Genomic DNA, 13,665 nt, shown 5'->3' with positions numbered 1-13,665 from the left:
TAACAAAAATGAGAAGGTGGTACGGGATGAAAACCATAAAACAATTGTTAACGATGAAGGAACAAAAAGAAAAAATTTCTATGATCACAGCATATGATTATCCAAGTGCTAAACAAGCAGAACAAGCAAAGATAGACACAATACTTGTTGGGGACTCTTTAGGGATGGTTGTTTTAGGATATGACAGTACTGTAGAAGTAACAATGGAAGATATGATTCATCATGCTAAAGCAGTTAGAAGAGGCGCGCCAGAAAGTTACGTAATCGTTGATGTGCCATTTGGTGCAGTAGGAATCGATCAAACGACAGACATGAAGCATGCCATTCAATTATATAAAGAAACGAAAGCAAACGCCGTCAAAATTGAAGGTGTGCATTTAGAACTGATTAAAGGGTGTACGCAAATAGGTGTACCAGTTGTGTCACACTTAGGGTTAACACCTCAAAGTGTCGGTATTACAGGTTATAAATTACAAGCTGGTTCAAGGGAAGAAGCAGAGCAACTAATAGAAGATGCGAAAAATGTAGAACAAGCCGGAGCCGTAATGCTTGTATTAGAAGCCATTCCGAGTGATTTAGCAGCAGTTATCAGTGCACAATTAACCATCCCAGTAATAGGTATCGGGGCTGGTAAAGAAACAGATGGACAAGTATTGGTATATCACGACTTATTGAATTATGGCTCAGAACATATCGCTAAATTTGTTAAGCAATATGGTGACTTTTCAAATGGCGTAGAAGCATTAAAGACATACAATCAAGAAGTAAAAAGTGGTGCATTCCCTTCAGAAGCACACACTTATAAGAAGAAAGTGATGGGAGAGACAGATCAGTGACACAAGTAGTCGAGTATGTAAAAGACATGATGGATATCGCATCAACCTATCGATCACAAGGTAAAACAATTGGATTAGTGCCAACAATGGGTGCGTTACATGATGGTCATTTAAAAATGATGAAACAATCAATAGAAGAAAATGATGTAACGGCAGTAAGTATTTTCGTAAATCCATTACAATTTGGTCCTAACGAAGACTTTGATGACTATCCAAGACCATTTGCATCAGATTTAGAAAAATTAAAACAAATCGGCGTAGACTATGTATTTCATCCGACAGTAGAAGAAATGTATCCTGGAAAGCTAGAAATGACAATTACTGTAGTCCACTTAGCGCAAGTATTAGAAGGAAAGAAACGACCAGGACACTTTGATGGCGTTGTAACAGTCGTTAATAAACTTTTTAATATTATACAACCGACCAAAGCATATTTTGGGAAGAAAGACGCACAACAACTTGCCATAATCGAAAAAATGGTAGAAGAATTCAATCATGCAGTTCATATCGTGCCGATAGATATCGTAAGAGAAGCAGACGGATTAGCAAAAAGCTCTAGAAATATATATTTAAGAGATGAAGAAAGAAAAGAAGCGGTTCATCTATCTAAAAGTTTAGAATTAGCACAACAACTATATGATCAAGGCGAGAGAAATAGCGAAGTTCTCATAAACGAAATCACACAATATTTACAAAATCATGTGAGCGGAGAAATCGTAGAAGTAGCCATATATAGCTATCCCGAATTAGAAGAACAAGTTACAATAAGCGGACAAATATTCATATCATTAGCAGTTAAATTTAGCCAAGCAAGATTAATCGATAATATTATAATTTAGGTCACGAAGATGGAAGATTAGGTCATCCAAATAGAGTGAAAATGAATAAGGAAAGCCACCAAAATTGATTTGGTGGCTTTTTTGTGTGTTGAGGGAAATGGGGTATGAGGAATTTTGGGAATGTGAAGCGAAATCGTGAGTTTATTCCAAAGTTAATCCAAGACATCGCCCAAGTCGTGAGTTAAGTCCGAAGTTAATCCAAGACATAGCCTAAGTCGTGAGTTAAGTCCGAAGTTAATCCAAAAAAGAGCAACTCTAAAATAAAATTTAGAGTTCCACTTAAAAGTTAATATACAATTGCAATTTGGTGTTCATCGCAGAATTGTTGTATGTCTTGAGGAGGATTTTTATCTGTGATTATTCTGTCTATATCTATCAAGTTACAATAAGTTAATAGCGTTGATTGTTCCATCTTACTATAATCTGCTAGTACATATGTCTCTTTAGCTTTCTTTGTAATATGTTGTTTGATGAGATTTTCTTCCATCTCTGAGTTGGATAATCCGTTTTGGATGTTTACGCCTGTAGCTGCCATAAAGCATTTATTTATATTGAACTTAGTCAATAATAAATTTGAATCAATTCCAATAAAAGATCGTGTTCGTGGTTTGTATTTTTCGCCAATGATAAATAAAGTTACGTTCTCAAATTGAGACGCTTTATTCATGATATCTAAACTATTTGTAATGATTGTGAATGAAAGTTTTTTGTCGACATAATCGAGTATATGTATTGTTGTCGTACCTGTATCCACGTAAATAATATCATTAGCTTCAATTTCTTTGGCAGCTATTTTTCCAATATGCTTTTTTGAATGATAATTTTCGACATTTCTTTCTTGATAGTCGACTGCTTTATATTCATTTTCTATTAATTCAACGCCTCCGTATACCTTTTTTACGATATTCATCTCGGCTAATAGATTTACATCTCGCCTGATCGTATTAATAGACACATTGAATATTTCTTTCAATTCTTCGATAGAAGCAGTCTTATTTTTTTTTATGAATGATTCAATTTCATAAATGCGTTTCGATTTCATATGCGATTCCCCCATTTCTTACAATATACCCAAAAATTATAGATTTAACAACTATAAAAAAAGATAAGTTACTCAAAAGTTGACATATTATTCAGTTTATTATAATATTATTTCAACAAGTAACCAACAGTTAATCAATACATACTCATTTTTTTAAATGGTTTTGTAAGCGGTTACTTAAAAATAATAACTGGAGGATTTTAAAATGACAGAAATCTTAAAGAATTATATTAATGGTAAATGGCAAGAATCTAAAAGTAAGGAAACAATAGATGTATTAAATCCAGCAACAAAAGAAATAATTGCTAAAGTTCCTGTTTCAACTAGAGAAGAATTAGATGAAGCAGCACAAATTGCTCATGAAGCTTTTCAAGAGTGGAAAGAAGTAGCAGTTCCGAAACGTGCTAGATTATTATTTAAACTTCAACAATTATTAATAGATAACAAAGATGAATTAGCAGAAATCATTACTAAAGAAAACGGTAAAAATACAACCGAAGCATTAGGTGAAGTACAACGAGGTATTGAAAATGTTGAATTTGCTGCGGGTACACCTTCATTAATGATGGGTGATTCATTATCAAGTATCGCAACAAATATTGAAGGTACTAGTTATAAATATCCAGTAGGTGTTGTTGGTGGTATTACACCATTTAACTTCCCAATGATGGTTCCTTGTTGGATGTTCCCAATGGCGATTTCAGTAGGTAACACTTTCATCATTAAACCATCTGAAAAGACACCGTTATTAGTAAATAGACTTACAGAGTTAGTTGAAGAAGCAGGTTTTCCAAAAGGTGTGTTTAACGTAGTCCACGGTGCACATGATGTAGTAAATGGTATTTGTGAAAATGAACATATTAAAGCTGTTTCATTTGTAGGTTCTAAACCGGTTGGTGAATATGTGTATAAAAAAGCAACGGAAAACTTAAAACGTGCGCAATGTTTAACAGGTGCTAAAAATCATACAATTGTTTTAAATGATGCAAATATTGATGGTGCTGTTAAAGATGTAATTGGTGCAGCATTTGGTTCAGCAGGGGAACGTTGTATGGCTGCAGCAGTCGTAGCAATACAAGAAGGTGTTTATGATGAGTTTAAAGAAAAACTTGTTCAAGCATCTAAAGATATCGTAATCGGAAATGGTTTAGAAGATGATGTATTCTTAGGTCCAGTTATTAGAGAAGAAAATGTAGAGCGTACGATAAATTATGTCGATCAAGGTGTTGCTGAAGGTGCCAAGCTTGTATTAGATGGTAGAGAAGGCAATAACGAAGAAGGATATTTTGTTAAACCAACAATATTTGAAGACGTTACAACTGATATGAAATTATGGCAAGATGAAATATTTGCACCAGTGTTATCAATTGTAAAAGTTAAAGATTTAAAAGAAGGCATAGAATTAGCGAATCAATCAGAGTTTGCTAACGGTGCTTGTTTATTTACAGATAGTGCATCATCCATTAGATATTTCAGAGAAAACATCGATGCAGGTATGTTAGGTATTAATTTAGGTGTACCAGCTCCAATGGCAATTTTCCCATTCTCAGGTTGGAAATCATCATTCTATGGATCACTACATGCTAACGGTAAAGATAGTATTGAATTCTATACACACCGCAAAGTCGTAACTGCTCGTCATGTTAATCCACAATTTTAAGGAGTGAATATAGAGATGGCTCGATTATTAAATAAACCTGTACATCATCCATTAAGTGATGATGTACAAGTCATACATGATTTGAAACCTAATGACATTAATTTAGATTACATAGGTTTTAAAGTTTTAGATATTAAATCTCAAGGAACTTATGAGGAATCAACAGGTGATTTTGAACTTTGCATTGTAGCTTTAACTGGAAATATTGATGTTGCAGATGGAAAGAACACTTATCAAGATTTAGGAACAAGAGCATCAGTGTTCGAAAAAATTCCAACAGATAGCATTTATATTTCTAAAAATCATGATGTGAAGATAAAAGCTAACAAAGATTCTAGAGTTGTACTTTGTTATTCACCTGCAGAAGAAGAAAGAGCAACTCAACTCATTCCAGCATCTGAAAATTCTGTAGAAGATCGAGGTAAGTATTCTAATAAAAGACATGTCCACAATATATTACCTGATACACATACGGCAAGTGAAAAATTGTTAGTCGTAGAAGTTTATACTGATCAAGGTAATTGGTCTAGCTATCCACCACATAAACATGATGTTGATAATTTACCAAATGAATCATTGCTTGAAGAGACATATTATCACGAAATGAATCCGCGTAAAGGATTTGTCTTTCAGCGTGTGTTCACGGATGACTTATCTTTAGATGAAACGATGACAGTAGAAAATGGTGATGTCGTTGTTGTGCCTGAAGGATATCATCCAGTAGCAGTACCAGATGGTTATGATGGCTACTATTTAAATGTTATGGCAGGACCTAAAAAAGTTTGGAAATTCTATAATCAACCAGATCATGAATGGATAATTGATCGAGAATAAGGAGTGCTCATAAATGACAAAGAAAAAACAAATTGTGGCAATTGGTCGTGCTGCTGTCGATTTAAACGCGAATGAAATGAATAGACCTATGGAAGAGACATCTACTTTCACGAAATATGTAGGTGGCTCACCAGCAAATATTATGATTGGTACAGCCAAATTAGGCTTGGATGTGGGCATGATAACCAATGTTTCAGATGATCAACATGGCAAATTTATTACCAATTATTTTGAAAAAATAGGCGTTGATACTTCGCAAATTCATGTAGATGAAAATGGTCATAAAAGTGGTCTTACGTTTACAGAAATTAAAAGTCCAAAAGAATCTAGCATTTTAATGTATAGGGAAGAAGTTGCAGATTTATATCTCGCACCTGAACATGTTAATGAACTATACATCAAGAATTCAGAATATTTGCTTATTTCGGGTACTGCGCTAGCTAAATCGCCTTCAAGAGAAGCGGTAATAAAAGCATTATTATTAGCGAAAAAACATGATGTAAAAGTGATCTTCGAATTAGACTACCGACCATATAGCTGGGTTAGTGAAGAAGAAACATCCATTTACTATGAGTTAGTAGCAGATCAAGCTGATGTTGTGATTGGTACGAGAGATGAATTCGATATGGTAGAACGTTATAAACCATTAACGGATAAAGAAATTAGTGAGTTATTGTTTAAATCTACGCCACATTTAGTTGTTATTAAACATGGTGTTCAAGGTTCAAATGCATTTGATAAAGAAGGAAATGTATTTGAAGGTAAAGCTTTCAAAGCTAATGTTGTGAAAACATTTGGTGCAGGTGATTCTTATGCAGCAGCCTTTATTTACGCACTTGTTAAAGGTAAATCTGTTGAAGAAGCCTTGAAATATGGTGCGGCTTCAGCTGCCATAGTTGTAAGTAGTCATAGTTCATCTGAAGCAATGCCTACAGTAGACAAGATAGAAAACTTAATTAAAGAACAATCATAAGGTGGTATTTAACATGGTCAATACATTGAAATTAACAACTGGAGAAGCAATCGTTAAATTTTTAACGAAACAATATATTTCTATAGATGGTGAAGAGACAAGATTTGTTGAAGGTGTCTTGAATATTTTCGGCCATGGGAACGTTCTTGGTATAGGAGAAGGTTTATCACATTATCAAGAAGAATTGAAAATCATTCAAGGAAAAAATGAGCAAGGCATGGCACAAACTGCAGTTGGCTTTAGTAAACAAAGTTTAAGAAAGAAAATTTTTGCAGTTACGACGTCAGTAGGGCCAGGGTCAGCAAACTTAGTAACAGCTGCTGGTACTGCTGCAGCCAATCATATACCCGTTCTATTTTTACCTGGTGATACATTTGCGACACGTCAACCAGATCCAGTATTACAACAAATTGAGAATCCACAAAGTATTGGAATTACGACAAATGATGCATTAAAGCCATTGTCTAGATATTTTGACCGTATTACAAGACCTGAACAAATTATGTCGGCTCTTATACGTGCTTTTGAAGTAATGACGAATCCGCAAACAGCGGGACCTGTAACGATAGCGTTAAGCCAAGATGTGCAAGGTGAAGCGTATGATTTTCCAGAATCATTCTTCGAAAAGCGCGTACATTATGTCGATAGAGTAGAACCTCCAAAACGAGCAATTGAAGCAGCGATTGATACTTTGAAACAAGCAAAACAGCCTTTATTAATCGTAGGTGGAGGCGCTAAATATGCTGAAGCTCAAGAAGTGATTAAAACACTTATGTCTAACACAAATATTCCCATGGCTGAAACTCAAGCAGGTAAAGGAACGATAGAATCGTCAAATCCATTAAATCTTGGTGGTTTAGGTGTAACTGGGAACTTAGCAGCCAATGTTTATGCTAAAGATGCTGATGTCATCGTAGGAATAGGCACAAGGTATTCGGATTTTACAACAAGTTCAAAAACTATGGCTAACTTTGATGAAGCTAAAATTATCAATATTAATGTTAACAGAGTAGATGCATATAAATTAGATGCCATTCAAGTAGTTGGCGATGCAAAAGTTTCAGTTAAACACATAACAGATGCTCTAGGATCACATCAATTTAATACATTAGATGTTGTTAAAAATGTGAAACAAAAGTGGCATGAAGAAAGAACGAGATTATCTCAAATTGATATTCATCAAGCTAATTTCGAAGCGGAAATTGCAGGTCACTTTAACAAAGAGAAATTGAATGAATATATCACTTCACTTCAAACAGAATTACCTCAAACGAATGCATTGATAAAAGTGAACGACGTAATAGAACGAGATGCCATAATTGTTGCCGCTGCTGGCTCATTACCAGGAGACTTGGAACGTTTATGGGAAACAGATGTATTTAATACTTATAACATGGAATACGGATATTCAACGATGGGCTATGAAATTGCTGCAGCAGTCGGTGCTAAAGTTGCAAATCCAGATCGAGAAGTGTACGCCCTAGTTGGTGATGGTAGTTTCCTTATGATGCATACGGAACTATTAACAGCACTTCAATATAATTACAAAATTAATATTATACTTTTTGATAATAGTGGATTTGGATGTATTAACAATTTACAAATGGGTAACGGTAGTGACAGTTTCTGTACTGAATTTACTGATTATAACGGTAATGTTATGAATGTTGATTACAAAAAAATAGCAGAAGGTTATGGCGCGGTTTCATATAGTGTGAATAATCTTGAATCACTAGAAGAAGCTTTAAATCAAGCTAAAAAAGAGACGAAATCAACATTAATAGAAATTAAAACTTTACCTAAAACAATGACTGATGGATATGAATCATTTTGGAATGTAGGTGTGTCGGAACATAGTGAAAAGCCATCCATTCAAGAAGCATATAAAGAAAAAACACAATCTTTGAAGAAGGCTAAACAGTATTAAATTGGAGGCAAAAACGATGTCAAAAATTAAAATTGGCCAAGTTGGATTAGGAAGATTAGGTCAAGTGCACGCAGAAAATATTCTTAACCATGTTAAAGGCGCGGAGTTATATGCTGTAGCAAGTGTTGTTGAAAAAGAGTTAGATTATGCAAGAGATGCATTGGGTGTAGAAAACTGTTATACATCTTATACAGAAATGATAGAAGATGAAGCATTAGATGCAGTTGTTATCGTTTCACCTAGTGGCTTTCATGCTGTACAAATCACACAAGCTTTAGATAAGGGGTTACATGTTTTCTCTGAAAAACCAATCGGACTAGAGTTAGAAAATATTAAACAAGTTGTTGAAAAAATAGATCATAACCAAGATAAAGTATTCCAATTAGGTTTTATGCGCAGATTTGACGAATCATATCAATTTGCTAAAGAAGCCGTCCAAAATGGAGATTTAGGTAAAATTACGGCAATGCGCTGTTACGGAATTGATCCAAGTGCCGGATTAGATAGCTTTATCCAATTCGCAAAAAATAGTGTGAGCGGCGGAATCTTTTTGGATATGTCTATTCATGATATTGATCTCGTTCGTTGGTTTACAGGTTCAGAGTTCAAAACTGTATATTCCCTAGGAAATAATATAGCAGCGCCAGAACTATCTGAATGCGAAGAGCTTGAAACAGGTGCGTGTTTAGCAGAGTTAGAAGACGGCACAATTGCTTATTTACTAGCAGGCAGAAATGCGCAACACGGTTATCATGTTGAAACAGAAATTATCGGGACTGAAGGTATGATCAGAATCGGTAATGCACCAGAGAAAAACTTAGTCACAGTATATGACAAAAATGGTGTCGTTAGACCAACTTCAGGACATTTTCCAGAACGTTTCAAACTTGCATTTATTAATGAATTAAATGCATTTGTAGAATCTATCAACAAAAAAGAGCCATCTTCTATAACGGGAATAGATGGATTGAAAAGTACTGAAGTTGCAATTGCAATGCAAGAATCATTTGAAAGCAAGAAAATCATTACTTTATGAGGTGAGTTAAATGACTAAAGATATACGTTATGCTTGTGCACCTATAGCTTGGACGAATGATGACATGCCTGAGTTAGGGCGAGAAAATTCATTTGAACAATGCATTAGTGAAATGGCACTTTCAGGATATGAAGGTACGGAAATTGGTAATAAGTATCCGAAAGATCCAGAAGTATTGAAATCTTATTTAGAACCTAGAGGTCTATCTGTTGCAAGTGCTTGGATCAGTTTGTACTTAACTTCAGAACCTTATGAGTTAACTGAAGAAGCATTTATAAAACATAGAGATTTCTTACACGCACTAGGTGCTAAAGTAATTGTAGTTTCTGAACAAGGTAATAGTATTCAAGGAGACTTAACGAAAGCATTATTTAAAGAAAAGCCTGTTTTTACAGAACGAGAATGGCAATTATTAGTAGATGGATTAGAGAAGTTAGGAAAACGAGCACATGAAAAAGGGATGGAAATTGTATACCATCATCACATGGGTACAGGCGTACAAACAACACAAGAAATAGATGAATTGATGGAAAGAACAAATAAAGATAACGTTTCTCTCTTATATGATACAGGGCACCTCGTACTTTCGGGAGAAGATCCGATAGAAATATTCAAAAAACACGAAGATAGAATAAAGCACATACATTTTAAAGATGTAAGACAAGATGTTAAAGAAGCTGTAGATAAAGAGTGCAAATGCTTTTTAGATGGTGTGAAAAAGGGGATGTTCACAGTGCCTGGTGATGGTGCTATAGATTTCAAACCAATATTAGATTTAATTTATGAATCGAATTATAGTGGATGGATTGTTATTGAAGCTGAGCAAGATCCGGCAGTTGCCAATCCATTTATATATGCTAAAAAAGCAAAAGAATATATTGCACAGTATCAATAAAAAAATAATAAACACAAAGGTGTAGGAGTCGCAAAACTCCTAAAGGGAGAGGGTTATCATGAGTATGTTTGCAGCAATTTCATTTATAGTAGTTGTATTTGGTGTAGGTTTATATGCTTACTTGCGAAGTAGAAAAATTGACACTCAAAATGCTGATGGTTATTTCATGGGTGGAAGAAGTTTAACCGGCTTTACAATCGCTTCAACTATTATCATGACCAATCTTTCAACCGAACAAATCGTTGGCCAAAATGGTCAAAGTTTTATGGCAGGTATGGAAGTCATGGCATGGGAAGTAACCGCAGCGGTAGCAATTGTAATATTAGCACTCGTATTTTTACCACGTTACTTTAGGTATGGTGTCGATACAATTTCAGATTTTATAGAAATGAGATTCGATACATTTACGAAGAGACTCGTATCATTACTTTTCATATTTACATATGTTGTATCTTTCTTACCAGTTGTACTTTACTCAGGTGCGCTTGTATTTAATAAAATATTCAATGTAAGTGATATGTTAGAAATTAGTGATATGACAGCTGTAATTCTGATTTCAACAATAATAGGTTTGGTCGGTATCATTTACTTATTTATTGGCGGTCTATCATTAAGTGCGCACAGCGATTCTATTTATGGTATTGGTTTAATAGTTGGAGGACTTTCTATCCCAGTTCTTGGTTTAATTATGTTTGGCGACGGCAGTTTTTTAAAAGGTTTCGACAAAGTCGTACAAAATACGCCTGAAAAATTAAATTCCATTGGTGCTATCGATTCTGATATCGTACCTTGGCCGACGTTATTCTTCGGGATGTTCTTTAACAATTTATTCTTCTGGTGTACGAACCAAATGATCGTGCAAAAAGCATTAGCAGGTAAAAATTTAAAAGAAGCTCAAAAAGGTGCAATGTACGTTGGTATATTTAAAATATTTGGTGCATTATTCTTAGTTTTCCCAGGTGTTCTAGCATTTAATATGTTAGGTGACAAAGTTACAAATCCAGATAATGCGTATCCAATGCTTGTTAATGAAGTATTACCAGGATGGGCTTATGGATTGTTTGGTGCTGTTATATTTGGTGCAATACTAAGTTCGTTCGTTGGATCATTAAACAGTACAGCAACATTGTTCTCGTTAGACTTTTACAAATCAATCATGAATAAAGAAGCAAGTAATAAGCAAGTATCAAGAGTCGGTAGATTAGTAACAATCGTAGTAGGTGTGATAGTAGTTATTCTTGCACCAATGATTTCATTGTTCCCACAAGGTTTATACGCAGTTATACAAGAGTTCAATGGTATCTATAATATGCCACTATTAGTACTTGTACTTGCAGGATTTTTTGTTAAACGTACATCACAGCTTGGCGCTAAAGTGATGTTTATTTTACACATATTATTGTATGCGCTTTCAAAAGTTGCGTTAACAGAAATTCATTATTTATACGTATTAAGTGTACTATTCTTTATAGATTTACTTGTATTAATGTTATTCAATAAATGGAAACCATCTGATGAGTTTGATTTCAGTGTTAATTACGCAAAAGTAGATATTACACCATGGAAGTATAGATATATTGTTGGTGGCATTATCATATTTGTAGTTATAGGCACTTATATTTTATTCTCACCACTTGGATTAGCATAGGAGGAAAATTATGACACTTACATTTGGCGTAATTGGTGCAGGTCGAATTGGTCAATTACATATAGATTATTTAAGAACACATAAAGACGTTAGGATAAAATGGATCTCAGACTTAAATTGTGACAAGATGACAGATTGGATTGAAAAGTCAGGTATAGAAAATAAAACGAAAGATCATATGGATATTATGAATGACCCAGAAGTAGATGTCGTTGTCATATGTTCTCCAACAGATACGCATGTAGATATTATTAAAGAAGCATGTGCTAAAGGGAAACATATATTCTGTGAAAAGCCGATTAGTCTATCTTTAGATGAAGCTAAAGAAGCACTTGAAGCGGTTCAACAGGCAAATGTTAAGTTGCAAATGGGCTTTAATAGAAGATTTGATAGAAACTTTAAACAACTTCAAACAATATTAAATAATGGTGAACTGGGGAATATCCAAACGTTAAGAATTACTTCTAGAGACCCTGAGCCACCTCCAGTTGAATATATTAAACGATCTGGTGGTCTATTTATGGATATGATGATTCACGATTTTGATATGGCAAGATATTTAATGCAATCTGAAATAACTGAAGTATTTGCGACAGGTGGTGCGCTCGTTAATCCAGAAATAGCTGAATATGACGATATTGATACAGCTTTAGTAACACTTAAGTTTGAAAATGGATCAATCGCTGTTATTGAAAATTGTAGAAGAAGTGTTTATGGATATGACCAACGTGTCGAAGTATTGGGTGATAATGGCGCTATAGATATAGCTAATGAGCAAACATCAACATTAAATTATCATCGTGCAGATGGTATTTCTAAAAATAATCCACCATATTTCTTTTTAGAAAGATATAGTGAAGCATATAAAGTTGAAATGGATGATTTTATAGAGGCTATTTTAACGGATACAGACGTATTATGTTCTATTGAAGATGGTTATAAGGCTCAAGAAATTGCGGTGAAATGTAAAGAATCGTTGCAATCAAATGAACCTAAATCATTATTAACCGGTCAATCAAACACATTATAAATATAAGGAAGGTGGAACGTTAAAGAATGAATACATTTATACAAAAAGCTAAAAAATCACATTATGCCATTCCTCAAATTAATGTTAATGGGTTAATATGGATAGAATGTATTTTAAAGGCAGCTGAAAAGACACGTTCCCCAATTATTTTAGGAACGACTGATAAAGTAATTGATTTTCTTGGTGGATATGATTTTATATGTAAAACAATCAAAAACAAAGTTAAATCGATGAATATAACGGTACCTGTCATTATACATCTTGATCATGGCTTAACATTAGAAGGATGTAAAAAAGCAGTAGATGCAGGTTATGACTCAGTAATGTTTGATGGTTCAAAATTACCAATTGATGAAAATATTGCGCAAACTAAAGAAATTGTAGGCTACGCACATAAACATAATGTAATAGTAGAAGGTGAAGTCGGCGCAATAGGCGGAAACGAAGATGGTGTAATTGGCAATGTACAGTACGCACGATTAGAAGACTGTATAAGACTTGCAAAAGAAGCAAACCTTGATACACTCGCACCAGCACTTGGATCCGTACATGGTAAATACCAAGGAGAACCGAATTTAGGATTTAAAGAAATGGAAGAAATTCAAAAAGCTATTGATATACCTTTAGTATTGCATGGGGCATCAGGCATTTCCGATGAAGACTTAGTACGCGCAATAAAACTAGGACATGCAAAAATCAATTTTAATACTGAAATAAATATCGCTTGGAGTAATCAACTGAGACAAACATTAACAAATGACCAAAATATATTTAATCCACAACAAATTTTGAACCCAAGCAAAGACGTAATAGAAGAAACTGTCGTACAAATCATTCATAAATGTCTATCAAACAATAGAGCATAGAATGAATATCTTCATACACACAAAACTATATTAAATCATACACATCAGACTAACCAACTGACATTGTATGAACGCAGGC

At 34.2% G+C, this 13,665-nt stretch carries 12 protein-coding genes; 11 read left to right on the top strand and 1 reads right to left on the bottom strand.

Annotated elements, in window-relative coordinates:
- The first annotated feature begins 26 nt into the window (after window positions 1-26).
- Both panB and panC read left to right on the top strand, forming a co-directional pair.
- A complete protein-coding gene (panB, locus tag LQ598_RS04655; protein WP_239745320.1) occupies window positions 27-836 on the top strand; it encodes a 3-methyl-2-oxobutanoate hydroxymethyltransferase in 810 nt (269 codons plus the stop codon).
- Complete coding sequence (panC, locus tag LQ598_RS04650; RefSeq protein ID WP_239745319.1) at window positions 833-1,675, top strand: pantoate--beta-alanine ligase; 843 nt, start codon at window positions 833-835, stop codon at window positions 1,673-1,675. The genes panB and panC overlap by 4 nt, the downstream gene beginning before the upstream one ends.
- A gap of 286 nt (window positions 1,676-1,961) precedes the next feature.
- On the opposite strand, the gene LQ598_RS04645 is transcribed toward panC, so the two are convergent.
- Complete coding sequence (locus tag LQ598_RS04645) at window positions 1,962-2,717, bottom strand: DeoR/GlpR family DNA-binding transcription regulator (protein WP_204198120.1); 756 nt, start codon at window positions 2,715-2,717, stop codon at window positions 1,962-1,964.
- Window positions 2,718-2,922: 205 nt separating this feature from the next.
- Between LQ598_RS04645 and LQ598_RS04640 the strand changes: the two genes are divergently transcribed.
- Genes LQ598_RS04640 through fba form a run of 9 tightly spaced genes read left to right on the top strand, consistent with a single transcriptional unit; the run spans window position 2,923 to window position 13,586 of the window.
- Entirely contained in the window at window positions 2,923-4,377 is a 1,455-nt protein-coding gene (locus tag LQ598_RS04640) for a CoA-acylating methylmalonate-semialdehyde dehydrogenase (protein WP_239745318.1), read from the top strand.
- A 15-nt stretch (window positions 4,378-4,392) separates the two neighbouring features.
- The gene (iolB, locus tag LQ598_RS04635; protein ID WP_169034482.1) at window positions 4,393-5,211 is read left to right on the top strand and encodes a 5-deoxy-glucuronate isomerase; all 819 of its coding nucleotides are present in this window, start codon (window positions 4,393-4,395) and stop codon (window positions 5,209-5,211) included.
- Between the two features lie 13 nt (window positions 5,212-5,224).
- Entirely contained in the window at window positions 5,225-6,184 is a 960-nt protein-coding gene (gene iolC / locus LQ598_RS04630) for a 5-dehydro-2-deoxygluconokinase (protein WP_239745317.1), read from the top strand.
- Between the two features lie 13 nt (window positions 6,185-6,197).
- Window positions 6,198-8,111, top strand: a complete 1,914-nt coding sequence (gene iolD, locus LQ598_RS04625) for a 3D-(3,5/4)-trihydroxycyclohexane-1,2-dione acylhydrolase (decyclizing) (protein WP_239745316.1) — start codon at window positions 6,198-6,200, stop codon at window positions 8,109-8,111.
- A gap of 16 nt (window positions 8,112-8,127) precedes the next feature.
- Window positions 8,128-9,147: a Gfo/Idh/MocA family oxidoreductase gene (locus LQ598_RS04620; protein ID WP_239745315.1), complete on the top strand. Its 1,020-nt coding sequence runs from the start codon at window positions 8,128-8,130 to the stop codon at window positions 9,145-9,147.
- A 10-nt stretch (window positions 9,148-9,157) separates the two neighbouring features.
- Window positions 9,158-10,042: a myo-inosose-2 dehydratase gene (iolE, locus tag LQ598_RS04615; RefSeq protein WP_239745314.1), complete on the top strand. Its 885-nt coding sequence runs from the start codon at window positions 9,158-9,160 to the stop codon at window positions 10,040-10,042.
- Between the two features lie 58 nt (window positions 10,043-10,100).
- A complete protein-coding gene (locus LQ598_RS04610; protein ID WP_239745313.1) occupies window positions 10,101-11,690 on the top strand; it encodes a solute:sodium symporter family transporter in 1,590 nt (529 codons plus the stop codon).
- A 7-nt stretch (window positions 11,691-11,697) separates the two neighbouring features.
- Window positions 11,698-12,720 (top strand): inositol 2-dehydrogenase, encoded by a 1,023-nt coding sequence (gene iolG / locus LQ598_RS04605; protein WP_239745341.1) that lies wholly within the window; start codon window positions 11,698-11,700, stop codon window positions 12,718-12,720.
- 26 nt (window positions 12,721-12,746) lie between these two features.
- On the top strand, window positions 12,747-13,586 hold the full coding sequence (gene fba, locus LQ598_RS04600; protein ID WP_239745312.1) for a class II fructose-1,6-bisphosphate aldolase: 840 nt from the start codon (window positions 12,747-12,749) through the stop codon (window positions 13,584-13,586).
- Window positions 13,587-13,665 lie beyond the last annotated feature (79 nt).

Origin of the sequence: Mammaliicoccus sp. F-M27, assembly GCF_022387115.1 — a bacterium.
Lineage (GTDB): Bacteria > Bacillota > Bacilli > Staphylococcales > Staphylococcaceae > Mammaliicoccus > Mammaliicoccus vitulinus.
This window is presented reverse-complemented; position numbering and strand designations above follow the sequence as displayed.